The 24,203-nt window shown below is 68.9% G+C and carries 26 protein-coding genes; 15 read left to right on the top strand and 11 right to left on the bottom strand.

All coding sequences use genetic code 11. The features are described 5' to 3' along the window. The first annotated feature begins 7 nt into the window (after positions 1-7). Positions 8-796 carry an ABC transporter ATP-binding protein gene (locus tag OXG79_10480; GenBank protein ID MCY3784200.1) on the top strand — a complete coding sequence of 263 codons (789 nt, stop codon included), beginning with the start codon at positions 8-10 and terminating at the stop codon, positions 794-796. Positions 797-1,178: 382 nt separating this feature from the next. Further along, complete coding sequence (locus OXG79_10485) at positions 1,179-1,790, top strand: hypothetical protein (protein MCY3784201.1); 612 nt, start codon at positions 1,179-1,181, stop codon at positions 1,788-1,790. 48 nt (positions 1,791-1,838) lie between these two features. On the opposite strand, the gene OXG79_10490 is transcribed toward OXG79_10485, so the two are convergent. After that, a complete protein-coding gene (locus tag OXG79_10490; protein MCY3784202.1) occupies positions 1,839-2,684 on the bottom strand; it encodes a creatininase family protein in 846 nt (281 codons plus the stop codon). 212 nt (positions 2,685-2,896) lie between these two features. On the opposite strand from OXG79_10490, the gene OXG79_10495 reads away from it, so the two are divergent. Next, positions 2,897-3,823 carry a polysaccharide deacetylase family protein gene (locus OXG79_10495; GenBank protein MCY3784203.1) on the top strand — a complete coding sequence of 309 codons (927 nt, stop codon included), beginning with the start codon at positions 2,897-2,899 and terminating at the stop codon, positions 3,821-3,823. Positions 3,824-3,852: 29 nt separating this feature from the next. On the opposite strand, the gene OXG79_10500 is transcribed toward OXG79_10495, so the two are convergent. Next, a complete protein-coding gene (locus OXG79_10500; protein MCY3784204.1) occupies positions 3,853-4,824 on the bottom strand; it encodes an aldo/keto reductase in 972 nt (323 codons plus the stop codon). Between the two features lie 243 nt (positions 4,825-5,067). On the opposite strand from OXG79_10500, the gene OXG79_10505 reads away from it, so the two are divergent. Then, positions 5,068-5,862 (top strand): sugar phosphate isomerase/epimerase, encoded by a 795-nt coding sequence (locus OXG79_10505; protein MCY3784205.1) that lies wholly within the window; start codon positions 5,068-5,070, stop codon positions 5,860-5,862. Here the strand turns inward: OXG79_10505 and OXG79_10510 are convergent. The 3 genes from OXG79_10510 to OXG79_10520 are packed head-to-tail and all read right to left on the bottom strand — an operon-like array spanning position 5,859 to position 8,699. Further along, entirely contained in the window at positions 5,859-6,968 is a 1,110-nt protein-coding gene (locus OXG79_10510; protein ID MCY3784206.1) for a mandelate racemase/muconate lactonizing enzyme family protein, read from the bottom strand. The genes OXG79_10505 and OXG79_10510 overlap by 4 nt on opposite strands. 53 nt (positions 6,969-7,021) lie before the next feature. Then, positions 7,022-7,921 carry a dihydrodipicolinate synthase family protein gene (locus OXG79_10515; GenBank protein MCY3784207.1) on the bottom strand — a complete coding sequence of 300 codons (900 nt, stop codon included), beginning with the start codon at positions 7,919-7,921 and terminating at the stop codon, positions 7,022-7,024. Next, complete coding sequence (locus OXG79_10520; GenBank protein MCY3784208.1) at positions 7,914-8,699, bottom strand: SGNH/GDSL hydrolase family protein; 786 nt, start codon at positions 8,697-8,699, stop codon at positions 7,914-7,916. The genes OXG79_10515 and OXG79_10520 overlap by 8 nt, the downstream gene beginning before the upstream one ends. Positions 8,700-8,781: 82 nt before the next feature. Here OXG79_10520 and OXG79_10525 point away from each other — a divergent pair, with 82 nt between their 5' ends. From OXG79_10525 to OXG79_10535, 3 genes are read left to right on the top strand one after another with little or no spacing between them, the layout of a single operon-like run. Further along, on the top strand, positions 8,782-9,645 hold the full coding sequence (locus OXG79_10525) for a TIM barrel protein (GenBank protein MCY3784209.1): 864 nt from the start codon (positions 8,782-8,784) through the stop codon (positions 9,643-9,645). Next, positions 9,642-10,385, top strand: coding sequence for an SDR family NAD(P)-dependent oxidoreductase (locus OXG79_10530; GenBank protein MCY3784210.1), 744 nt, complete (start codon positions 9,642-9,644; stop codon positions 10,383-10,385). The genes OXG79_10525 and OXG79_10530 overlap by 4 nt, the downstream gene beginning before the upstream one ends. Continuing rightward, a complete protein-coding gene (locus tag OXG79_10535) occupies positions 10,382-11,329 on the top strand; it encodes a dihydrodipicolinate synthase family protein (protein ID MCY3784211.1) in 948 nt (315 codons plus the stop codon). Before OXG79_10530 ends, OXG79_10535 begins: the two co-directional genes overlap by 4 nt. Positions 11,330-11,353: 24 nt before the next feature. On the opposite strand, the gene OXG79_10540 is transcribed toward OXG79_10535, so the two are convergent. Further along, positions 11,354-12,292, bottom strand: coding sequence for an IS110 family transposase (locus tag OXG79_10540; protein MCY3784212.1), 939 nt, complete (start codon positions 12,290-12,292; stop codon positions 11,354-11,356). Positions 12,293-12,724: 432 nt separating this feature from the next. Then, positions 12,725-14,050 carry an aspartate aminotransferase family protein gene (locus OXG79_10545; GenBank protein MCY3784213.1) on the bottom strand — a complete coding sequence of 442 codons (1,326 nt, stop codon included), beginning with the start codon at positions 14,048-14,050 and terminating at the stop codon, positions 12,725-12,727. A 132-nt stretch (positions 14,051-14,182) separates the two neighbouring features. Between OXG79_10545 and OXG79_10550 the strand changes: the two genes are divergently transcribed. Genes OXG79_10550 through OXG79_10585 form a run of 8 tightly spaced genes read left to right on the top strand, consistent with a single transcriptional unit; the run spans position 14,183 to position 20,549 of the window. Next, positions 14,183-14,938: a YebC/PmpR family DNA-binding transcriptional regulator gene (locus tag OXG79_10550; protein ID MCY3784214.1), complete on the top strand. Its 756-nt coding sequence runs from the start codon at positions 14,183-14,185 to the stop codon at positions 14,936-14,938. A gap of 23 nt (positions 14,939-14,961) precedes the next feature. Next, positions 14,962-15,471 carry a crossover junction endodeoxyribonuclease RuvC gene (gene ruvC, locus OXG79_10555; protein ID MCY3784215.1) on the top strand — a complete coding sequence of 170 codons (510 nt, stop codon included), beginning with the start codon at positions 14,962-14,964 and terminating at the stop codon, positions 15,469-15,471. Next, the gene (locus OXG79_10560) at positions 15,468-16,046 is read left to right on the top strand and encodes a Holliday junction ATP-dependent DNA helicase RuvA (protein MCY3784216.1); all 579 of its coding nucleotides are present in this window, start codon (positions 15,468-15,470) and stop codon (positions 16,044-16,046) included. The genes ruvC and OXG79_10560 overlap by 4 nt, the downstream gene beginning before the upstream one ends. Then, a complete protein-coding gene (gene ruvB / locus OXG79_10565; GenBank protein ID MCY3784217.1) occupies positions 16,043-17,077 on the top strand; it encodes a Holliday junction branch migration DNA helicase RuvB in 1,035 nt (344 codons plus the stop codon). The genes OXG79_10560 and ruvB overlap by 4 nt, the downstream gene beginning before the upstream one ends. 7 nt (positions 17,078-17,084) lie before the next feature. Next, the gene (locus OXG79_10570) at positions 17,085-17,360 is read left to right on the top strand and encodes an acylphosphatase (protein ID MCY3784218.1); all 276 of its coding nucleotides are present in this window, start codon (positions 17,085-17,087) and stop codon (positions 17,358-17,360) included. Between the two features lie 9 nt (positions 17,361-17,369). After that, a complete protein-coding gene (locus tag OXG79_10575) occupies positions 17,370-18,602 on the top strand; it encodes a FecR domain-containing protein (protein ID MCY3784219.1) in 1,233 nt (410 codons plus the stop codon). Positions 18,603-18,609: 7 nt separating this feature from the next. Next, positions 18,610-18,990 carry a holo-ACP synthase gene (locus tag OXG79_10580; protein MCY3784220.1) on the top strand — a complete coding sequence of 127 codons (381 nt, stop codon included), beginning with the start codon at positions 18,610-18,612 and terminating at the stop codon, positions 18,988-18,990. 17 nt (positions 18,991-19,007) lie between these two features. Next, complete coding sequence (locus tag OXG79_10585) at positions 19,008-20,549, top strand: NAD(P)H-hydrate dehydratase (GenBank protein MCY3784221.1); 1,542 nt, start codon at positions 19,008-19,010, stop codon at positions 20,547-20,549. Positions 20,550-20,708: 159 nt separating this feature from the next. On the opposite strand, the gene plsY is transcribed toward OXG79_10585, so the two are convergent. The 4 genes from plsY to cmk all read right to left on the bottom strand — a co-directional run bounded on the left by plsY (position 20,709) and on the right by cmk (position 24,192). Next, the gene (gene plsY, locus OXG79_10590) at positions 20,709-21,383 is read right to left on the bottom strand and encodes a glycerol-3-phosphate 1-O-acyltransferase PlsY (protein MCY3784222.1); all 675 of its coding nucleotides are present in this window, start codon (positions 21,381-21,383) and stop codon (positions 20,709-20,711) included. Positions 21,384-21,472: 89 nt separating this feature from the next. Further along, entirely contained in the window at positions 21,473-22,795 is a 1,323-nt protein-coding gene (gene der / locus OXG79_10595) for a ribosome biogenesis GTPase Der (GenBank protein MCY3784223.1), read from the bottom strand. After that, positions 22,788-23,495 carry a lysophospholipid acyltransferase family protein gene (locus OXG79_10600; protein ID MCY3784224.1) on the bottom strand — a complete coding sequence of 236 codons (708 nt, stop codon included), beginning with the start codon at positions 23,493-23,495 and terminating at the stop codon, positions 22,788-22,790. The genes der and OXG79_10600 overlap by 8 nt, the downstream gene beginning before the upstream one ends. After that, positions 23,485-24,192, bottom strand: coding sequence for a (d)CMP kinase (gene cmk / locus OXG79_10605; GenBank protein MCY3784225.1), 708 nt, complete (start codon positions 24,190-24,192; stop codon positions 23,485-23,487). Before cmk ends, OXG79_10600 begins: the two co-directional genes overlap by 11 nt. Positions 24,193-24,203: the final 11 nt, after the last annotated feature.

A 24,203-nucleotide genomic window follows, 5' to 3' on the forward strand; every position in this document is an offset into this window, starting at 1 on the left:
GGCCGTCATGCGTCCGCCGCCCGATAGCGCCGCGGCGAGCCCGGCTGTGGCGCTGCGCGGCGTTCAGGCGACGTATCTCGAGCGCGGGCTGCGCGTTGAGGCGTTGCATGACGTCAACTTGACTGTCGCGCGTGGTGAGTTCGTCTCGGTGATCGGACCGAGCGGCTGTGGCAAGAGCACCATGCTCAACCTCATCGCGGGCATCGACCGCCCGAGCGGCGGCGAGATTGCGGTCGACGGCCGCTCCGCGATCGGCCGCACGGGCCTGGTGGCCCACATGCCCCAGCGCGACCTGCTGCTCCCCTGGCGCACCACGTTGCAGAACGCCGTGCTCGGACCCGAGCTGCGCGGCGAACCAGACCGCGAGGCGCGCGCGCTGGCGCAATTGGATCGATTCGGCCTGGAGGGCTTCGCCAACGCCTATCCGCACATGCTGTCGGGGGGCATGCGCCAGCGCGCGGCCATCCTGCGCACGATCCTGCTGGACCGCGACACCCTGCTACTCGACGAGCCGTTCGGCGCGCTGGACGCCCTGACGCGCGGCGAGATGCAGGAGTGGCTGCTGGGCATCTGGTCCGAGCTGGCCAAGACGGTGCTGTTCGTCACCCACGACATCGAGGAGGCGATCTTTCTGTCCGACCGCGTGTACGTGATGACCCGCCGCCCCGGCACGATGAAGCTGGAGCTGGCGATCGACCTGCCGCGCCCACGAGAACGCGAGATGACCACGTCGCCGGCGTTCGTGGACGCCAAGCGCACGCTGCTGCACGCGCTTCTGGCCGAGACGCAGCGGTAATCCGGGCCGGGTCGCGTGCTCGTCGAGCCCCTTCTCCCCTTGCGGGAGAAGGACAGGATGAGGGGTTAGCCAACAGGCGCGGGATCGCGTAGTGGTGATTTGAGATGGCACGTGGTTGCGCCCGTGGCACCCTCACCCCCTTATCGAGGACGGGGCAGGCTCTAACCCTCTCCCACCAAGAGACCCTTTCAGAGTCCGGTAGGGGCGGGTCTGCGACCCGCCCGACGCCAAGCATCCGGCACGCCCCCTCAGATCCCACCGGACTGGATTCCGGCCTCCGCCGGTATGACGGAAGGGTTGCGCAAGAGTCTGTCGTTGCGGCGTCCACCGGCGCTTTCTATGCTCCGGTCGGCAACCGACCCACACCTCGATGGAGCATCAGATGGCGCAAGTCTCGGCCGACCGACGGATCCCCGGATATCCCAACGACCCCGTGCGCGAGAAGCGCGAGCTCATGCTCAGGACCTATGAGTACGAGTTCCCGTTCAACTACCCCAACGTCGACGTCGATCGCGTGTGGATCGGCGGCGAGCGGCACGGCATGGAGCTGTTTCCGATCAAGACGACCGACGGCTCCACGGCGTCGACCCAGACGCCATCCGACTGGATCGTGATCCACGAGGACGAGCCGATGGTTCGAGTGGCCGTTATGGGCAGCGCCTGTACGCCGCCGGGATCGATTCTGCTCGAGGCCGATCCGATTCCCGGATTCCGCCACGACGGCGAGGTCGAGCACGCCCTGCCGGTGCGGTATCGCATCGATAACCTCTGGGGCATGCACCTGCGCGCCGATCTGCTGGAGCAGGGCGGTCGCTCGGAAGCGCTGCCCATAGCCGGCATGAGCTGCGCCGTGATCGAGATTCCCCCGTCCAAGACGGTGCGCGTCGCCGGTCTGGGCGCGATTCCGGCGTGGGCGACCGACTCCTGGCCCGACGACACGCACTATTCGGTGCGCTACATCCGCACCACCGTCGCCGAGGGCTACGAAATCTAGCGATATGGAGTCCCGCCGGGCGCTTGTACTGCCCGGCGGGACCTCACGCTAGCCCGGCGGGCTGAATGTGGGCGGCGTGACGTGGTGGTCCACGCGCGGGCACATCTCGCGTGCGGCGAACTCCTCGGCGAACTCGACGATGTTGTTCACCGACTCCTCGAAGATCCGCCGGCCCTTCTCCGCGGTCGCGAGGGTGGGCGTGCCCTGCGTGCCGTCGGTGGTGTAGGTGCTGGTCCAGCTATCCATCCGCACCGGACCGGTGGCCCACAGGTCGACCCAGTGGTACTTGGACTTGCGCTGGTTTGTCTCGGTGATCTGGTCCTTGGCGAGATCCATGTACACCATGTCGGGATCGAAGAAGAGCGCCAGTGACGTCTCGGCCTCGCCGGCGTGAGCGCAGCCGCCGGGAAACTCGGACTCGCGCCAGGTCGACATGAAGTCGGGATCGGCGGCCATGAAATGCCACCAGCCGCCGATGCCCACCCAGGCGTCGCTCTCCAGCATGGCGCGCCTCGCGGCAAGCTCCAGCGGATTGATGTTGGAGCCATGTCCGTTGACCATGATGATCTTCTTGAATCCCTGGTAGGCCAGGCTCTTCAGGATGTCCACCACGTAGCGAATGAACGTCTCATGATGGATGGTCACGGTGCCGGGAAAGTCCATCACGTGTGACGTGTAGCCGTAGCTGACGGACGGCATGACCATGATGCGGCCGTTGGATCGCCGGGCCGCCTCCTCGCAGATCTCGGTGGAGGTCCAGTTGTCGATCTTGACCGGCAGGTGGTGCCCGTGCTGCTCGACGGTGCCGACCGGCAGCAGCGGGATGACGCCGCGGCTGACGGCCTCGTTGACCTCCGGCCAGGTCATGTCCTGGAATCTGTGCGTGACGGCCATGTTCAATCCTCGGGAGCGGGAAGCGGTTCATAGTACGCGCCCAAACCGTTCGCCCCTTCGGTGAACTCAGGGCAGGCTCTGAACTTGTCGAAGGGCGCCGGTCGTGGTTCGACAAGCTCACCACGAACGGGACCACGCTCACCGCGGACAGGGCAGGCGCCGAGCCGGCCAACCGGGTACCTTCCACAGGCGCTGGAGACGCGGAGACCGCAATGCAGGTTCGCGTGGAGCTGCCCGAGGGCGTGCGCTGCGCGATGGCGCTGAGCTACGACCTCGAAATGTGCGCCGGCTATTCCCCGGTGCTGGTCAACCATGGCCGAATCATGCCGCCGCTGCGCGACTACACCCTGCGGCTGTGCACTACGGCGGAAGACTTCGGCGTGCAGTTGCACTTCTTCTACGTGGTCAACGGCCTCGAAGACCCCGACATCGACTACCTGCGCGAAATCCTGCGGCGCGGCCACGTGATCGACAACCACACCTACAGCCACATGCTGCTGAACTATGCCGACCCGGCGCAGCTCGGCTGGGAGCTGACCACGGCCAACCGCGAGCTGGATGTCAAGCTTGGCGTGCAATCGACCGTGCTGCGTGGCCCGGGCGGACTGCCGGCCGGCCTGGACCGCCTCCTGCCCAACCAGCGGACCATCCTCGACAGCGGCTTTCGCTGGGTGAGCAGCCACATGGAATCGACCATGGGCAAGTACGGCTGGGCGCACGATGTCGCGGCGCCGTCGCGCTTGCAGCCCTACGTCTATCCCACCGGCCTGATCGAGATTCCCATCCAGGGCTGGATGGACCGCCTGTTCTTCGACTTCGAGCGCAACCGCGACAACGACGCGATGGAAGCGTGGCGCATTTCAGAAGGCCACCAGCCCGTGCCGGACGGCTGGGAGTGCCCCTGGACCGACGCCGCGGCCCTGGACGACTGGATTGCCTACAACCTGGCCGCGCTCGATCACGCCTACGACCACGGCCTGCTCTGGGTGCCGACGTGGCATCCCTACACCCACTACCTGCACGACCCGGCCAACCGCGCCCTGCCGGCGCTACTGGCCCACGCGCGCTCCAAGCCAGAGCCGGTGGCCGTGTGCACGGTGCGCGACGCCGCCGCCATGTTGCGCGTCGAGGACGGCTGACCGGGCGACTCAGGACGCGCCGGCTGAGGCTACGTCGGCGACCGGTCGATGGGCTTTCCGGAAGCGCCCAGCGGCACCGATGAAGACTCTGGGATGCCTCGGATCAACTCGAGCTCGTCCGCCGTCAGCGCCACGTCCGCCGCGGCGGCGTTGCCCCGCGCCTGGTCGGGCGTCTTCATGCCGGGAATCACGGACGTCACCGCCGGTTGCGCCAGCAGATAGGCCAGCGAGACCTGCGTCATGCTGCGCCGCGCGTTCGTTAGCGGTCGCATTTGCTCCGCAGCGTCCAGCTGCGCCAGGAACTCTGCCCGCGCGGCCTCGTTCCAGGCCGACCGGTTCATGTCGTCGAAGACAGTGTCCCGGTCGAACTTCCCGGTGAGGATGCCGCGCTCCAGCGGCACGCGCACCAGCGTCCCGATATCCCGCTCGGCGCACAGCGGCAGCAACTCGCGCTCCGCCGCGCGATTGAGGGCGCTGTATCCGAGCTGGCAGACACCGTTGCCGCCGCGCTCGTCGAAGGCCCGCAGGACCGCCGGGTCGTCCGTCGAGACGCCGTAGGACCGGATCTTCCCGGCCTGGATCAGCTGCTCGAAGGCCTCCACCAGCACTTCCGGGTGCGCCGGATTGGGCTGGTGGCACTGGTAGATGTCGATCACGTCGGTGCCCAGGCGGTAGAGGCTGGCGTCGCAGCAGTTGTGGACGTGCTCCACCGACTCGTAGCTGAGCAAGTGCCCCGTGTTCCAGCCGATTTGGCCCACCTTGGTCGCGATTAGCACCTCGTCGCGCACGCCGCGCAGCGCCTTGCCGAGCATCAGCTCACTCAGGCGAGGGCCGTAGGCGTCGGCGGTATCGAACAGCGTCACGCCCGCGTCGATGGCCGCGTGTACCGTCGCATTGGCCTGCGCCTGCGACACGTGGCCCAACCCGCCGCTGAGACCCCAGCAGCCCATGCCCACGACGGACACTTCGAGTCCGGTCTTGCCCAACCGTCGATATTCCACGTGGGATCCCCCTCGGTCAGCCGCCAACCTGACAATAGCGCGACACCGGCAGGCGCGTATCTCCCAGGCAATCCCAGTCCGAGCCCCTTCCCCCTAGCAGGGGGAAGGTTGGGATGGGGGTCAACGGCTGACGGCTCAACTCGCTCGACCGGCCGCACCGGCGCCGATACCCCAGCCGCCGCCAGTCGGAGTACGTCAGACCTTTCCTAAACTTCTCCTACCCACACACCCGCAAGTCATCACATGCAAGTCTCCCTGGCGATGATGGGATTCGGCTGGACCCAAGACGTGGCCGAGCGCTGCATCGAGGTCGCCGGCGGCCTCGGCTACGACGGCATTGACCTCTGGAAGCAATACCTCGACACGGCCGATCTCGGCTGGGTCCGCGACGCCTGCGCGGCGCAGAACCTGCAAATCGTGCAGCTGAGTCCGTATTTCGACTTCACCACCAGCGAGGCGACGGCGGCAGACTCCCTGCGCGAGGCGGCGACATTCGTCGGCTACGCGGAGACGCTGGGCGCTCCCTACGTGCGCGCCTACACCGGCGTCACGCCCAGCGCCGAAGCCGACGACGCCATGTGGGCGCGCTGCGTCGCGGGACTCCAGGAAGCGTGCGACATGGCGGCCGCGTCCGACGTGACCCTGCTGCTCGAAACGCACCAGGTCATCCACAGCGGACCGTGCCTCTCCGACACGAGCCCGACAACGATCCGGCTGCTGGAGCTGGTGGACCGCCCCAACCTCCGCGTCGCGATCCAGACGCCGCTCGTCGGCGAGACGCCCGAGGACAGCGCGCGGCAATTGGGGCGCTACACGGACCAAATCCAGGCCCACAACTGGATCGGCGCCACCGAGTCCACCTGGGGCCAACTCACGTTTCTGGACGCCGGCGACCTCGACTTCCGGCGCTACCTCCGCATCCTGCAGGAGGAAGGCTTCGACGGCTGGATCAGCATCGAGCACGCCAACCACCATCCCTGGGAAGAAACCGCCACCCACGAGATCGCCTACTTGCGCGAACTGCTCGCCGAGAGTTAGGCCACCCCATACCGCTCCAGCGTCGCCTCGTTGATGGTCACGCCCAGGCCCGGCGCGTCGGATGGGCCGACCCAGCCGGCGTCGAGCTCGAAGTCTTCGTAGGTCAGTTCGTGCCGGATTGGCGACTCGGTCATGGCGTATTCAAGCACCTGCGTGTTCGGCACCGCCGCCAGCACGTGCAGCGAGGCCGCGATCGACACGCCGGTCTTGAAGGTGTGGTTCACGAAGCCGCGCTGATGGCGTGCCGCGAGGCGCCCAATCTCAACCATGGTGGTAATGCCGCAGCGGCCCGGGTCGGCCTGCACCCAGTCCAGCCCGCCCACGAGGATCAGCTCTTCGAAGTCGAGCAGGCGGGACTCCGACTCGCCGCCGGCGATCGGAATCTCGCTCACCGCCGAGAGCTTGCCGTAGCCGGCGACGTCTTCGGGGTGCAGCGGCTCCTCCAGCCAGAATGGGCGGTACTCGGCGAACTGCCGCGTGCGAACCAGGGCCGTGCGCCAGTCCCACGGCTGACCCGCGTCCACCATCAGGTCCACTGCGTCGCCGAGGCCCCGGCGCGCCTCGCGCACGAGGGCGATGTCGTTGGCTTCGCTCTGCCCCATCGGCCCCCAGCCAAACTTCGCGGCGGTGAATCCCCGGTCGGCCAGTCGCGCCGCCAGCTCGTAGGTGTCGGCGGGCGTGTCCTGAAACAGCACCGACGCGTAGGCCCGCACCTGGCGCTGCGCGGCGCCGAACAGCCGGTAGATCGGCTGACCGTAGGCCTTGCCCGCGATGTCCCACAGCGCGATGTTGACCCCGGCCACCGCGTGGGCGCCGGCGCCGTAGCGCGTGTAGTACTGCGTGAGGTCGTAGATGCGTTGCATGCAGGCGTCGATGGCGAGCGGATCGGAACCCTCCAGCGCGCTCGCGAGGCCGCGCGTGATGCCGTTCGACAGCGGCGCCTCCACGGCCGCGCGCACCACGGTCGGCGCCGAGTCCACCTCGCCCCAGCCGGTGATGCCGGCGTCGGTCTCGATGCGGATCAGGCAGGTGTCCTGGGTACCGTCGGCGGCGGTGGTGACGTCGGGCAGTCGGAGAACGATGGCCTGGACGGACGTGATCTTCATGGCGAGGTCTCTGGCTGGGGGCGGGGCATTGTGACCGATGCCCCGGCCCGGCGTCAGGCGCGCAGCAGCGGCTGCAGGTTCTCCAGGATGGCGTCCAGCTCCGCATGATCGTGGTCGTCGGGCTGGAGCGCGCCCGGCTGGCGCATGCGCGCCGACGTGAAGACGCCCCGCCGCACCAGCACTTCCTTCAGCAACGGCGTTTCCAGCAGCACCGACAGGTTGATGAGCGGCAGCAGTTGGTTGAAGACTTCGCGCGCGCCGATCTTATCGCCGCGCTGCCAGGCATCCCACACCTGCACGTGCACGTCCACGGTGTCGGCGGCGGGCATGAATCCGGTCGCGCCGCGCGCCAGCTCCGAGAGCATCCAGCGGCCGTAGTAGCCACCGAACACCCCCACCGAGCCCGCCGGCAGCGCCTCCAGCACGCCGCTGATGTAGTGCGCGCTCGGGTGCATTTCCTCTTTGATGTAGTGCACCGACTCGATGTCGCGCACCAGGCCGGCCAGGAACTCGGCGTCCATGCCCGCCTGAGAATGCTGCACGAACAGCGGCAGCTCGGCAGCCCGCGCGATGCCGGCGTAGTAGTCCCGCAGCTCGTCCGGCCGCGCCGGCGACAGGATCGGCGGCAGCGCCATCACGGCGCTGGCGCCGGCGTGCGCGGCGTGCTCGGCGTAGACCGCCGCCTGCGCGCCGCTGGCGGAGGCGACGCCCGCAACCACGGGAATGGCGCCCGCGGCCGCGGTGACCACTGCCTCCACCCCGGCGCGGCGCTCGTCGTCCGTCAGGTACTGAAACTCGCTGGCGATGGCCGGGAAGACGACACCGTGAACGCCCGCCCGCCGGCAGAAGTTCACCTCGGCGGCCAGCGCGTCCAAATCGAGCCGGTCGGCGTCGTCAAAGGGCGACTGCAACACGGGGAACACCCCCCGCAAGCGCGCCTCGTCGCTAGGCATCGTCGTCGATTTCGAGCGGCATGGCTCGCCGACCCTGGTAGCCGTAGTCCGCCATCAGCGTGGACTCGTCGCGCCAGCGCTCGCCGGTGCGCTCCAGCCGCTTGGTGCGGATGGCCAGCCCGGAGCAATTCTGCGCCAGCGTCTGGAAGATCGTGTGCGCCACCAGCCGGTGCCCCAGGTCGTTGGCGTGCACGCCGTCGTAGTGCACCATCCACGCCGCGCCGCCGTAGGCGTTGTAAACGTCGCTGAAGAGGCAGTTGGTCGCTCGCGCGACCTGCTCCGTCACGAGGTTGTAGGTCTGGAACACCTCGTGGCTGCCTTCCTGAAAGTGCTCCCCGAGGCCAAAGTCGGTCATGTAGTACGGCCCCGGCAGCACGATCAGCGGATCGCACCCCGCCCGCACCTGCTCGATCACGCCCGTCATCTCGGTGCGGAATATCTCGGTCGGCGTGCCGCCGCGCGCGTCGTTGAGGCCGTAGGAAATCACCAGCAGGTCGGGATCGTGGTCGATCACGTGCTTCTGCACGCGCTCGTTGGCCGCCGGCTTGCCGGAGTAGGAGTAGCAGGGGACGCGGGTCGAGATGACGTTCGCCCCGATGCCGGTGTTTACCAACTCGACCGGCTCATCCTGGAAATCCGAGATCAGCGCCGCCAGGACGTGGGGCCAGCTGCGTTCGCGCACCGAACTCCAACCGCCGGCGGTGGTGCTCTCGCCAAGCGTGACGAGCTTTCGGAACGGCTCGGGATGCCAATCGCGTGGAGCTTCGTGATGCGACACGCCAATAGTCCTCCTCCGACGAGCGCGCCGAGTGTGGCACACGCCGTACGATGATCCGGCACACCTGGGGAGCTTGCCGGACATGCTGATCGGTGTCGCAGGCGCATTGCCGGACCGTCCGGCGGACATTTCGCCGGCGGACGTGCGCCGCCTCGCCGAATTGGGGTTTCAGGGCACGAACGTCAAGCTGGGCGGACCCGGCGAGGCCAGTGACGCAGACCTTCGGCACGCGCGCCGCGTCATTGCCGACGCGGGCCTGGTCATCGCCCAATCCAACGGCGCGTATGGATCGCTGGTCGGGCACAGTGACGCCGACCGCCGCCGGGGGATCGACGGCCTGAGCGCGCACATGCACGCGACGACGGTCCTTGGCGCGCGCACGTGCTACGTCCGGCCCGGCGGGCTCAATCCCAACGGCCCATGGTTTGGCCACCCGGACCATCATTTGGAGGCCACCTTCGACCGGGCGCTCGACAGCCTGCGCGTTGCCACCCGGGCCGCCGAGGATCTCGGGGTGGTGCTGGCGTTCGAGGGACACGTGCTGTCGACGATCGACCGGCCCGAGCGCGTAGCCGCGATTCTCGACGCCATCGACTCGCCGGCCCTCACCTTCAACCTCGATCCGGTGAACTTCATCGGCAGCATCTGGGATGCTTGGCGGCCCAATGCGGTTTTCGATCGCCTGCTCGACGGTGCGCGAGGCCGGATCGCGGCGGCACACTGGAAGGACTTCACGGTCCGTGAGGAGCTTGTACTGCACATAGACGAGGTCACGCCCGGTCAGGGCATCGTCGACCACGCGCGCTGGCTGAAGCGGCTCAATGCCACCGAGCCGCACGCATGGGTGCTGCTGGAGCACCTGACCCTGGACCAGCTCGCGCCCGCCAAGCAGGCCGTTGATGCCGCCATGGCCCTCGCCGGTCTGTCCTGGGACGCGACGCCGTGACGTCGCTTGCCGGCCGGGTCGTGGTCATCACCGGCGGCGCGTCGGGTATCGGCGGCGCCACCGCGCGACTCTGCGCGGCCCGCGGCGCGCAAGTTGTGATCGGCGACGTGGACGACGCCAAGGGCGAAGCCCTGGCGCGCGAGCTCACCGAGCTGGGCCTCTCCGCCGCCTTCGAGCACGTCGACGTCACCGCCGAGGCTGACTGCCAGCGCCTGATTCAGGCTGCAATCGCCAGCTACGGGCCGCTCGACGTCCTCATCACCTGCGCCGGAATCCTGCAGGGTGCCTTCGTCGAATTTGCGGAATTGGAACTCGCCACGTTCGAGCGGGTCCAAGACGTGAACGTGCGCGGCACCTTCCTCTGCATGAAGCATGCCGTGGTGGCCATGGACGACCGCGGCGGCACGATCCTGCTGGTCGCGTCGGGCGCCGGCGTGACCAGCCGCAGCTCATCCGTGGCCTACGGCACCAGCAAAGCCGCCGTCCACGGCCTGGGCTTCATCGCGCCGAATCACCTGGCGGGACGCCCCATCCGCGTCAACACCGTGTGTCCGTCGATCGTTGACACGCCGCTCAAGCGGGCCAACGTCGAGGACGAGGGGCGGGCGCGCGGATGGTCGCGCGCCGACATTGAAGCCGCCCAGAGCAAACTCCGCGACCCGGAGGGCGTGGCCCGCGTGCTGGCGTTCCTCGCGTCCGACGAGGCCGACTTTGTGCGGGGAACCGTGTTCACGGCGTGAAAGAGCTCTATCCGCTCACGGGCGTCGTGCCGATCGTCAACACGCCCTTCACCGAGGACGACACGCTCGACGTCGCATCGCTCGAACGCCTGCTCGAGGAAGGCATCGCCGACGGCGTGAGCGGGTTCATCGTGCCGGCCGTGGCGAGCGAGGTCGCCAAGCTCACACCCGACGAGCGGCACGACTACGTGCGCGAGGTCCTGCGAATCGTGGCCGGGCGCGTCACCGTCGTGGCCGGCGCCAGCGATCCCGACATGCGGCGCTCCCGCGCCCTGGCCGAGGACGCCGTGGCGCTTGGCGTCGACGGCGTGCTGTGCGCGGTGCCCGTGCCGCTGATCGAGGACCACGACGGCGCCGTGGACTACTTCCGCGAGGTCGCCCGCGCCGGCATGCCCATGCTCATGATTCAAGACCTGCACTGGGGCGGCTACGGCATGGCCCGCTACACGCTCATGCAGCTATGGGACGAGCTGGAGTCCTTCCGCTGCCTCAAGCTGGAGACTGTGCCGTCGGGCGCCAAGACCAGCGAGCTGATCGACGCGACCGACGACCGGCTCACCATCGGTTGCGGCTGGTCCCTGCCACAATTCATCGAGGCCCTCGACCGCGGCACGCACTTCACGACCACCACCGCCATCAACCGGCCCTTCGTCCACGTCTTTCGGCTGCACCGGGCCGGTCGCCGCGACGAGGCGCGCGAGCTATTCCACCGCGTGGTGCCCTTCCTGGCCTTCGCGCACCAGTACATCGACATCTCGATCCACTTCTACAAGCGCTACTGCGTCCGCCGCGGCCTATTCGCGACCGCCCGCGTGCGCGAGCCGATCATGCCGTTCGACGCCCACCACGCGCGGGTCGCCGACGAGTTGATCGAGTTGATTTGCGAGATCGAGAACGAGCTGGGGCCGGCGGGCGGAGAGCCACCAGCAGATATGTATATGTAGCAACGGTGTTTGCCCGTCAAGGGATTAGCCCACGGTGGGGTCCCACCTGGCCTGCTGTTTGCAGAGGGAATTGCAGAGCACGAGGAGCTTGCGCATGCAAGCGGTGAGGGCCACGAGCTTGGGCTTGCCGGCCGCGACGAGGCGCTGATAGAAGGCGCGCAGGCTGGGATTGGCCCGACTGGCGGCGAGGGCGGCCATATAGAGCGTGGCGCGGACCGAGGCGCGCCCACCCCAGACCGAGCGGCGCCCGCGCCAGGCGCCGCTGTCGCGGTTGAAGGGCGCCACGCCGACGAGGGCGGCGATCTGGTGGCGGTTGAGGGTGCCCAGTTCGGGCAGCTCGGCGAGCAGGGTGTGGCAGGCGACGGGCCCGATGCCGGGGATGCTTTGCAGCCAGACCGCGCGGGCGCGCAGCCGCGGATCGGCCTGGATGGTGGCGGCGAGCTCCGCGTCGATGGCGGCCAGCTCGTCGGTCAGCCAGGCGAGGTGGGCGTCGAGGCGGGCGCGGAGAGCCGGCGGGGTTTGGGGCCGCCGCTGCCGCTCGGCGACGCGCATCCCCAGCAGTTGGCGCCGCCGGGTGATCAGGTCGTGCAGGTGTTGGGTGACCGCATCCGGGCGCGGGCGCACCAGCGGCTGGACCTCGGCGGCGAAGCGCGCCAGCCCCCAGGCATCGAGGCGATCGGTCTTGGCCAAGATGTTGCGGCTGCGGGCGAAGTCCCGCACCTGCCGCGGGTTGACCACCACCGCCGGCAGCCCGGCGGCCGTCAGGGCAGCATCCACGGCACGCTCGTAGCCGCCACTGGCTTCCAACACGATCCGCGTGGGCTGCAGCGCCTGCGCCCGACGTACCAGCGCGGCGTGCCCCGCGGGGGTGTTGGGGATCCGCCAGGCATCCTGCGTCGGGTGCACGGCGACATCCAGATGGTCGCGGGCGACGTCCAGACCGAGATACGGGGCTTGGGCCATTCCGGTACCCTCCGGTGCGGCGCCGGCCTCCCGCCCAACCTTGCAAGATGCGGGCTCGCCTTAGCGGCCCTGGCAACGGTGCGGGCTCTGGACCAGCGCCAAGGGCCGGGACGACCACGCTACGCAACGGTCTCATGGGACCCAGGGGCGGACGGTCTGTCCCGGCCCGGTGCTTTCCTTCGGACGATCCGAAGGTCTCGCAACATACAAGGGGCGACGCATGCGTCGCCGCTCCGCATGCGCAAACAGGCCGAGCGGCCGCTAGATTCCCGCCTCCGCGGGAATGACGGAGGGGCGGCAGCGTCACCCCGGCGAAAAGCCTGCCCCGTACTCGATACGGGGCCGGGGTCCAGGGTCGTTGCCCCGAAGTGAGACTTGACCGGACTGGATTCCGGCCTTCGCCGGAATAACGGAGGAGCTTCGCAGGGTCCGCTAGCGCGTGACGGGACGGCCCTGCGCCAGCGCCGTCAAGACGTCGTCGGCGGCCTCCAGCGTGCGGTCGATGTCGCTCTCCGTGTGCGCCGCCGAGATGTGATTGCGCTTGAGGGCCATCGGCAGCATGTAGAAGCCGCGCTCCAGCATGCCGCGGTGGAAGTCGATGTACATCTCGTCGTCGTTGCGCAGCAGATCGCGGTAGGAGGTCGCCGGCGGGGACATGAAGTAGGTCACGAACACCGAGCCGAACTGGCTGGCGAACGCCTCCAGGCCCAGCCGTTGAATGATGTCGTCGAGCCCCCGCCGCATGCGCTCGCCCAGGTCGAACAGGCGCTCATAGAGCCCCGGCTGCTCGAGCGCCTCGATCGTGGACAGGCAAGCCGCCATCGCCAGCGGGTGCCCGTTGAACGTGCCCGAGAAGAACACGTCGCCGTCGGACGTGTTGAAGTGCTGCATCAGGTCGCGCCGGCCGCAGATCGCCGCGCAGGGGTAGCCGTTGGCCATGGCCTTGCCCAGCGTGGTCAGGTCCGGGGTGATGCCGGTGATGGCCTGAAAGCCGCCCAGCGCGTGCCGAAAGCCCGTGACCACCTCGTCGAACACCAGCACGACCCCATGCTCACGGGTCAGCGCTCGGAGCTGTGTGAGGAACTCCTGCTCGGGCATGACCACGCCGATCGCGTGGGGAATGGGTTCCAGGATCACAGCCGCGATCTCCTGGCCGCGCTCGGCCATGAGTTGCTCCAACCCCTCCAGGTCGTTCCACTCCAGCACGATCAGCTCGGCGTGAACGTCCGGCAGGATGCCGGACGACAGCGGGTCCAGCCGGCCCACGCGGTCCGCGGGCGAGATCACGTTCGCGAGCAGGTGGTCGTGCCAGCCGTGAAAGTGCCCCTGGAACTTCACGATCGCGCGGCGGCCGGTGGCCCCGCGCGCCACTCGCACCGCGTGGTAGGTGGCCTCGGAGCCCGAGGTGCAAAACAGCACCTGCTCGGCCGAGGGCACGTGCTCCACGACCTTCTCGGCCGCCTGGATCTCCAGCTCGCTGGTCCCAATTCCCGTGAGGTCCAGCGTGCGCTGTTGCTCGGCCACCCCGGCGGCCACGCCTGGATGCGCGTGCCCCAGGATGATCGGGCCGAACGCGGCGTTGTAGTCGAGGTAGCTGTTGCCGTCCACGTCGTGGAGGTAGGCGCCCTCCGCGCGGGACCAGACAATCTGCGGCTCGACCTTCCGCAGCGAGGTGTTGACCCCGCCCGGGATCACCTGTCGCGCGCGATCGAACAGGGCCGCGGATGCGGCGCGAGGCAATGTTGATTCCTGCGTCATTGGCTGGGGCTCCGGTGACTCCGCGTCAGCATAGCCCGCGCCCGCCTGCGGTGACGGAAGGCACGCACAAACAGCGAACAACGCTATCCTATACTTCGAGAAATCCCGCGCGGCTCCATGGGGGTGCAGGCAATGTCCGGCCATTCCAAGTGGTCGCAGATCAAGCGCCAGAAAGCCGCGAACGACGCGAAGCGCGGGCAGCTGTACACCAAGATCGGGCGCGAGATCACGGTGGCCGTGCAAGACGGCGGCGCCGATCCCACCGGGAACTTCCGGCTCGAGCAGGCGCTCGCCAAGGCCCGCGCCGCGAACATGCCGAAGGACACGATCGAGCGCTCCATACAGCGGGGTGCCGGCGGCGGCCCGGGTGACGGCGCCTCGCTCATCGAGCTCACCTACGAGGCCTACGGTCCCGCGGGCGTCGGGCTGCTGATTGAAGTGGTCACCGACAACCGCAATCGCGCCGTCGCGGAGGTTCGCAACGCCGTGGGAAGTCTCGGGGGCAGGTTTGCCGATTCCGGCTCGGTCGCCTGGCAGTTCGAGGCGCGCGGCAGTCTGGCGGTTGCGGTCGGTGACGCGGATCCGGAGGAGATCGAGTTGACGGCCATCGACGCCGGCGCCCTGGACGTCGAGGCGGCCAACGGCACCGTGCACGTGTCCACGCCCGCTGCGGACCTGGCGCGCATGCGCCGCGAGCTCAGCGACGCCGGATACCGGATCACCTCCGCCGATCTCGTCCATGAGCCCACGACCCCCATGCCGCTGGATGCCGGGCAGGCGGCGCGGGCCATGCGCATGGCGGAAGCGCTGGAGGAGCTCGACGACGTGCAGCGCGTCTACACCACGTTGGAGATCAGCGACGAGCTGCTCGCGCAGCTGGCCTCCTAGCATCCCCACACGATTCGGCTTGCATGCCTGATCTGGTGACGCTGGGAATCGATCCCGGGACGGCGCGCTGCGGCTTCGGCATCGTCGCGGGGCCGCACAGTGCAAGGGCCTTGGACTCGGGCTGTATCACCACGCGGGCCAAAGACCCGCTAGGGACTCGCCTAGCAACCATCCGCGAAGCGCTCGCGGAGCTCATCGAGCGATTTCCCGTCACCGACATTGCGCTCGAGCGCTTGGGATATGCCCGCCGCCTGACAACCGCCGCCCAGGTCGCCTATGCCACGGGCGTAGTGCACCTGGTGGCGGCCGACCGTGGGCTGCCGGTGGAAGAGTACGCGCCGAAGGAAATCAAGCTGGCCGTGGCCGGCTATGGCGCCGCCGAGAAGGATGCCGTGCAGGCCATGGTGGTTCGGCTGCTGCGCATGGCCGCGCCGCCGACCTCCGACCACGCCGCCGACGCGCTGGCGACGGCCATCTGCCACCAGCACTCGATTCGCGCGCGCACGCTCGAGCGCACCCTGGGCGTCCGATGATCGGGTACCTGGAGGGTCTGGTCATCCGCACCGGCGACGATTCGCTGGTGGTCAAGGTCCACGGCACCGGACTCGGGTTGGAAGTCGTGGTTCCGGCGCGAGCGCGACGGTCGCCCGGACAGCCGGTGGAACTCCACACGCACACCCACATCGCGTCGGACGGGGCAATCCTCGCCGGCTTCGGGTCCGCGCAGGAGTTGGAGACGTATCGCCACCTGCTCGACGTGACCGGCGTGGGGCCGCGCATGGCCGTGCGGGTGCTTTCCAGCCATCCGGTCGACCGCATCGTGCAGGCGCTCGACGACGAAGACCCACGGCCGTTTCAGGCGGTCTCGGGCATCGGGCGCAAGCTGGCCAACCGCATCATTCTCGAGCTGCGGGGCAAGCTGGTGCCCGAGCCGGGGATTCGACTGGGACTGACGGGAGCCGATGAGGCGCTCGACGCGCTGGTCGGGCTCGGCTACACGCGCGTCGAGGCGCAGCTCGCGCTCGAGCAGATTGCCGGAGAAGACCTCGACGTGGCGGACCGCATCGCCGCGGCGTTGCGCATCCTCGGCATGCGAGTCACACCGTGACCGAACGCATCGTCGCCGCCGACGCCGGCGGTGAGGATCGCAGTCTCGAAACCACGCTCCGCCCCGCCAGCCTGGCGGACGACGAGTTCATCGGGCAGCCGCGCGTCAAACGCGGTCTGCGCTTGATGATCGCGGCGGCGCGGCAACGCGGCGAGCCCATCGACCACATCCTGCTCGCCGGACCTCCCGGTCTGGGCAAGACCACCCTGGCCAACATCATCGCCACCGAGATGGAAGGCCGGCTCCACGTCACGTCGGGTCCGGCTCTCGAACGTCCTGGCGATCTCGCCGCCACCCTGAGCAGCATGGAACCCGGCGAGGTCTTGTTTATCGATGAGATACACCGGCTTGGAAAGACGGTTGAGGAAATCCTGTATCCCGCCATGGAGGACTTCGCGCTGGACATCGTGGTCGGCGCGGGCAAGCCGCATGCGCGCACGTATCGGCTCGACCTGCCGCGATTCACCGTCGTTGGCGCCACGACGCGGCACGGCCAGCTCACGCCGGCGCTGAGCGATCGTTTCGGCGAGTCCTATCGCCTCGACTTCTATTCGCCCGACGAGTGCGCCCAGATCGTTTCGCGCTCGGCACGCATTCTTGGCGTCGAGGTCGTGCCGGCCGGGGCCGCCGCCATTGCGCAACGGGCGCGCGGCACGGCGCGCGTCTGCAACCGGCTGCTGCGCCGCGTACGCGACTTTGCTGAGGTCGAGGCGGACGGCGTGGTGACAAAGGCCGTGGCCAACCAGGCGCTCGAGGACATGGGTGTCGACCCGGAAGGCCTCGACAGCATGGATCGGCGAATCCTGACCACCATCATCGAGTCTTACGTCGGCGGGCCGGTGGGGCTGCAATCCCTGGCCGCCACCGTGGCCGAGGAAGTCACCACGCTGGAGTCCCACTACGAGCCGTACCTGTTGCAAGCCGGCTTCCTCGCGCGGACGTCCCGTGGTCGCGTCGCCACGCCAAAGGCGTACGAGCACCTGGGTTTCACCCGGGGTGACTCCGGGACGCAGCAGGGCTCGTTGCTCTGACGCCGCCGTGCCCCGCCTTGTCGCGACGGTGTATGGCCGGGTGCAAGGCGTCGCATTTAGATTCTTCGTCCAAACGCACGGTCGGCGTCTCGGCCTGGGCGGATACGTCCGCAATCGAGCCGACGGCTACTCGGTCGAAGTCTGCGCCGAGGGCCGTCGGGAAGACCTCGAATCCCTGCTCGGACAGTTGCGCGTCGGCCCGCCCGGTGCCCGCGTGGTGCAGGTGGACGTCGCTTGGCCGTCGGGAACCGGTGAATTCACGGGCTTTACGATTCGAACCTAAAATGCGCGAATGCGCACGGAGACGGAAATAGCATCAAGCCCGGCAGTCCGCGAGACTGAGGCCTACCGCGGCATGCAGCGGCTCGCGTGGGTCGCGCTCGTCGTGTCACTCGTGGTCTTCGTTGCGCTGGCGGTCTTCGTGCCGCGTGGGATTGGCGCGGCGCTTGGCCTGGTGCAAGAAGCGCGGGGCAGCCAAGCCGTGGTCCTTGAGGGAACCGTGCTCTTCCAGCCGCCGGCAGCCGCCACGTGGCGTCAGCTCGCGCCGACGGCCGACTTGCCCGAGGGAACGCGGCTTAGAACCGATGACCGGTCCCGCGTGCTCGTGAGCCTCCCGGATGGCAGCACCCTGCTGCTCTTCAACGAGACCGAGCTGGCCCTCCAGCGCATGCAATTCGGACGGTTCAACGAGCGCTCGCAAGACTCGGTCGTGCGCCTGTTCACCGGGCAGGTGCGCATCGGCGTGAGCCGGCACCCGCATATTCCCGACCGCGCGATCACCGTGCTCGTCGACGACGGTCGACTGGATCTCAAGGAGGGGAGCTACCTCGTCGAGCGCCCAGGTGAAGGGCCAAACCGCGTGGCGGTTCGCGTTGGCGAGGCCAGCGTGATCCTTGGCAGCCGCTCGCTTCGCCTGACCAGTCAATCGCGGGCGGAATTCAGCATGACCTCCGGCCTCGTTGGGCCGCTCCCGATCGAGCGAGACCTGATCCAAGACTCGCTGTTCGCCACCGACATCGGCAACGGGCCGTGGTGGAGTTTCTTCGACACCGAGGCCGGGCCGGCGGGCCGAGTTGAAGCTCTCGATGGCACGCTGCGCTTCGTGCGCTCCAGCGAGGGCGCTCCGATTGATCGGCACGGCGAGGGTGGCGTCATGCAGCTGCTCGACATCGATACGCGTGATCTCATGACCCTGCGGTTGCGCCTGGAAGCGCGCACGGACGCGCAGAGCTTGTCCGGCGGCGGCACGGCGGGCACCGAGTATCCGCTGATGGTTCGCCTGATCTACGTCGACGATCAGGGCGGCGAGCAGATTTGGGGCGCCGGGTTCTACCACCAGAACGATGAAGGTCTCAGCGTGAAGCTGGGCCAGCAGGTACCCCGGGGCCAATGGACCACGCTCGAGGTGGACAATCTGCTCGGAGCCCTGCAACCGCCGCCTGTGAAGCTGCGCCGAATCGAGTTGCTCGGCAGCGGCTGGGAGTACGACTCCTCGATTCGCCGCGTTGAAATAACCGGGCACTGAGACGACCGTGAGCGGCCATCGCGTCCGCACCGGCGTCGACCTGATCGAGATCGAGCGCATCCGCCAAGCGCACCGCCGCTACGGCCAGCGGTTTCTCGACCGCATCTATACCGCCGCCGAGCAAGCGAGATGCCGTGGGCGCGCGGATGAGTTGGCCGCGCGCTTTGCGGCCAAGGAGGCCGTGTCCAAGGCGCTGGGCACGGGCATGCGCGGCGTGCTGTGGAAGGAGATCGAGGTCGTGAACGATCCGCGCGGCAAGCCACTCGTGCGCCTCTATGGCGCCGCCGAGCGACGGGCAGCCGAGCTTGGCATCGCCGATCTCGACATCAGCCTCACCCACAGCCGAGATCTGGCCATCGCCTTCGTCGTGGCGCTCAGCGGTCCGTGACGCGTCCGCGGGCGGTCGTGAGGACATCGGGAGCGGCCTTCGATCACGTCGTAAACGTCGCCGGCATGCGGCGGCTGGAGTCGACGACCGCGCCGGAAATTGACTTGATGCATCGCGCGGGAACCGCGCTTGCCGTCGCGGTTCACCGCCGAGTTGGCCCGTTGCGTGGGCGCGTGATCGCGGTGCTGGTGGGTCCCGGCGACAACGGCGGCGATGCGCTCATCATGGCGCGCACGCTCGCCCGCGGGGGAGCCGCCGTCGTCTGCTGGGCATCGCGCGCGCGATCGGCTGATCCGTTGGTGGACGCCGCCGGAGCGGCCGGTGTGCGCTGGCGCGTGTGGTCGGGTAACGCGAGGCCGTTTGCCCGCGATTTACGCGGGGCAGCCGCTGTCGTGGATGGGCTGCTCGGCATCGGCAGCACGCCGCCGCTTCGCGGCCAGGTCGCGGAGATGCTGCGCGCGCTGCCGGAGGTTCCCGGCCAGTTGAGGCTCGCCATCGACATTCCGACCGGCGTGGACGCCGACACCGGACAAGCGGATCCCATCGCCTTTCGCGCGTCCGGCACGCTTGCCACCGGCCCGATCAAGCTCGGCGCCGTGCTGCACCCGGGCATTGACTACGCGGGAGCGGTGGAGGCGCTCGACATCGGCCTTGCACCGGAGATCGCCCCGTCGGGCGCCCCTCGGATCATCGATGCGGCCACCGTGCACGAGCTCGTGCCGGCGCGACCGCTCGACGGGCACAAGGGCACGTTTGGCCGCGTGCTGATCGTGGGCGGATCCGCGACCTATCGCGGCGCGCCCGCCCTGGCGGCCCTGGCGGCTCAGGGCGCCGGAGCCGGCGTCGTGACCGTCGCTTCGGTGGAAGCGTCGGTTGGCGCCTGCGCGGCCGTGGCGCCCGCGGCCACCTTTCGGGTGCTGCCGACAAGCGCCGACGGCTGCATCGGCGCATCGCTGGACGCCGTCGAGGCGCTGGGCGAACCGACGGCGCTGCTGGTGGGTCCCGGCCTTAGCCGAAGCCCGAGCAGCGACGCCCTCGCGCGCGATCTGGGGGCGAACGCCCGACACGGCGTCCCGACGGTCATCGACGCCGACGGGCTGAACGCGCTCGCCGCTGAGCCCGCCCGGCTCGGGACGCTGGGTCCGAACGCAATTCTCACCCCGCACCCGGGCGAGATGCGCCGCCTCCTCGACCTCGCCGAAACCCCGCGCGGCGCCGACATGATGCAGGCCACGCGCGAGCTTGCGGCCCTCAGTGGTGCAGTCGTCGTGGGCAAGGGCTCGCCCACGTTCGTCGCCGCCGACAATCAGCTCTTCCTCCTTGCCCGGCCCAATCCGGCGCTGGCCACAGCCGGGTCGGGTGACGTGCTCGCCGGCGCCGTGGCCGCGCTCGCCGCGCAGGGCCTTCGCCCGCTTGACGCGGCGCGTCTCGGCGTGTGGCTCCACGCCCGCGCGGGTGAGCTTGCCGGCAACGGCCAGATGGCGGGGGTGCCCGTCGAGAGCGTGGCGCTCCACCTTGCCGCTGCGCTGGCGGAAACAATTTCCGAAACCCTTGCGTAACCCATCCACCGGAGATTGAAGTGCAGGTCCTATTCCCTCTCCCTTGAAGGGAGAGGGTTAGGGTGAAGGTGATCCGGGTCGTGGGATGTCGACCGCGTATGCGATGGATTCCCAAGGAGAAAACGCCCAGTGGCGCCGTGCCCGGCACCGACGATCGACTCAGCTCAGCGACGACCCTCGATTGCGTCCATTTCGTCCGCCTATGAGACCGGCCCAGGCCGGCAGCCGTCGCTCCTTACCGGCGACGATCCGTCGCATGTTGTCGATGTGCTGGGTAAACATGAAAAACGCGAGCCCAGACGCAAGCAGCAAGTCGTAGCCTGTGATCCAACGACCGACGGCGTAGAAGATGACCGCGCTCAAAAGCGCCGTCAGAGAGCCGGTCAGCGACCCCACCGAAACGTAACGGCTGATCGCCGCTGCCAGCAGACCTGCCGGAAGGGCGATCGCCACCACGATCGGAGCCATCGCCGCCAAGCCGCCGACCGCCGTGACTACGCCCCGGCCGCCCCGGAGACGCAAGAAGATGGACCAATTGTGTCCGGCGACCGCCGCCGTCACCGCCAACACCGGCACGATGGAGTCCTCGCCGAAGATGATGCGGGCCGCCAGCCCGGGCAGAAATCCCTTCAGCAAGTCGCCGACGATCACGAGCGCGGCCGGTCCGAACCCAACCGCGCGCATGACGTTCGTGGCGCCCGACCGACGGCTGCCTTGCGCAAACACGTCCACGCCGAATCCGACCCGGCACACCAGGACGCCGAATGGAACCGAGCCGATGAGATAGGCGCCGAGCACCATGCCGATCGCGCCCAGGATTTCGCCCATGGACATGTGGCAGCCCTCTCCGCCGCGTGGCGCCAAGCTTGAAATGGGGCCCGGTGCCTGTCAACCCGCCGCCTGGGCGGGCCGGCCGCCGGGTGCTAGGACGGCCGCAGCCGGATGACGATCGGCGTTCCGTCGAATCCAAACGCCTCGCGCAACCCGTTTTCCAAGTAGCGCACATAGGAAGGATGCACGTTCTCGGGCCGCGCGAAGAACGTCACGAAGGACGGGGGACTGACGCCGATCTGCGTGGCGTACTTGAAACGCGCCTGGCGTCCCTTGCGGCTGGGCGGACCGCGCCGGCCGGCCCAGGCGCGCAGAAACCGATTGAGCGGACCCGTCGCCACGCGTGTTTGCCGGACTTCATGCACCTGGAGCCCGGCGCTGACGCTCGCCGGCACGCCGCGCCCGGTGAGCGCGGAGGTGTGCAGAAACGGCGCCTCGGGCAGGAAGTGCAAGACCCGCTCGAGGTGGAAGTCCACCTCTTTGCGGCGCTCCGGGTCCTGGAGCATGTCCCATTTGTTGGCGAGCACGACGATGCCCTTGCCGGCCTCGAGCACGAGCCCGGCCACGTGCGCGTCCTGCGCGGTTGCGCCCTCGTGGGCATCAACCACCAGCAGGCCCACGTCGCAGCGCTGAATCGAGCGCACGGCGCGCAACACGCTGTGGTATTCGACGCCCGAATCAATGTGACCCCGGCGCCGGATGCCCGCCGTGTCGATGAGCCGGATGGACCGGCCCTCCCACTCCAGCAGGGTGTCGATGCTGTCCCGCGTCGTGCCCGGCGCGTCGTGCACCAGCGCCCGCGTCTCACCCAGCAGCGCGTTGAGCAGCGACGACTTGCCGACGTTCGGGCGGCCCACAATCGCCAGGCGGGGCAGCTCATCGGGCTCACCGGTATAGGCCACGGCCGGCAGCCGCGCCGCCACGGCGTCCAGCAAGTCTCCGGTCGCGGTGCCGTGCATCGCGGAGATGGCCGCTGGCTCGCCCAGGCCCAGCGCGTAGAACTCCCCGGTGTCCAGCCGGAGATCCATGTGGTCGGCCTTGTTGACCACCAGCAGGTGCGGCCGCTGCCGTCTCAGCACCTCGCGCGCCACGATGCCGTCCAGTTCCGTCACCCCGGTCTGGACGTCCGTGACCACCAGCACGAGATCCGCTTCGTCGGCGGCGGCTCTGGCCTGCGCCACGGCGGCCTCGGCCACCGGCGCCGGGTCGTGCCAGGCGATGCCCGCCGTGTCCACGACCGCAAACGCCCGCCCGCGCCACTCCAGCTCGCCATAGATGCGGTCGCGCGTGGTGCCGGGCTGCGGCTCGACCACCGCCGACCGCTCCCCGACCAGCCGGTTGAACAGGGTGGACTTGCCGACGTTGGGCCGCCCGATCAGCGCCACCAGCGGAAGCTGTCGATCGCCGTCAGGCATCGGCCGATCCTTCGCTCGTGGCGGCGTAGACTCCTCGCAAGCGTTCCGGCAGCAGCGCCGCGAGGCGCTGCATGATGTCCTCACCGACCTGGTCGAGCACCTCGCGCGTAACTCGGCCCGTCGGCACGTCCGGCTCCAGCAAGGGACCGACGCGCACATCAACCCGTGGCCGACCGCGCACCATCCGTCGCTTGAGATTCAGATCGTCGGCGCCCCAAACGGCCACCGGAAGAACGGGCACGCCGCTCTTCACCGCCAGGTACGCCGCGCCGGGCAGGGGCCGCTGCAGGCCCCGTCCGCGGCTGCGCGTGCCCTCGGGAAACATGCCCACCGTGCCGCCCTCCGCCAGGATCCGCAGCAACATGCGCAGCGGGCGCATGTCCAGACCGTCGCGGCGAACCAGCACCGCGCCCCACCAATGCCACAGCAGCGCCAGCGGCGCCACCCGGTAGAGCTCCTGCTTGGCAACGAACGTGGTCGTGCGCGGAACATAGGTCCCCACCAGGATCGGGTCGAAGTTGCTGACGTGGTTGGACGCCAGGATCAACGGGCCGCCCGACGGCACGTGTTCCAGCCCCCGGACGTGCATGTCGAAGAGCAGCGGAAACAGGACAAAGCGTCCGAAGGCTCTCCCAGAGAGATAGGCCCACATCGCCGGGCGTGGCGTGTCACGGGCCTCCCACTCGATTTCAGGCCTCATGGATCAACCCCCGCTCGGTCATCGACGCCCTGATGGCCTGCACCACCTCGGTCGGCGCGCAAGCATCGGTGGAAATGATCACGGCGTCAGGCGCGGCCCGCAGCGGCGCGATCGATCGCTGCGAATCGATGCGGTCCCGCGCCAGCAGGTTCTCGCGGATATCGGCAATGTCCATCCGACCCCCGGCGTCCCGGCGTTCCTTCCAGCGACGCTGCGCCCGCACGTCCGGGCTGGCATCCAGGTAGACCTTGAGGTCGGCCTCGGGACACACCACGGTCCCGATATCGCGGCCCAGGGCCACGATGCCGCCCTCGCGGAGCGCTTCGCGCTGGGGCTCGAGCATCGCCGCTCGCACTTCGGGAATCCGCGACACCAGCGACACGGTGCGATCCACCTCGGGGCTGACGAGCGCCTCGGTGATATCGCAGTCCCCGTCGAAGGTCCGCGCCGCGAACTTCCCGGACGGGTCGGCGGCAAAGCGCAGCCGGAGCGAGCGGGCGGCGGCCAGGGCATCGTCCGCACAGTCCGGATCCCCGTCCGCGCGCACGGTCGCCAGCGCCACGGCGCGGTAGAACAGCCCGCTGTCCAGGCACAGGTAGCCCAGTGACTCGGCCAGCATGCGCCCGACTGTCGTCTTGCCCACGGCAGCCGGGCCGTCGATGGTGACAATGGGACCCCGCGCGGCGGGAGCGCTCATGGGTGTTTGCC

This window comes from Chloroflexota bacterium (genome assembly GCA_026706485.1).
Lineage (GTDB): Bacteria > Chloroflexota > UBA11872 > UBA11872 > UBA11872 > JAJECS01.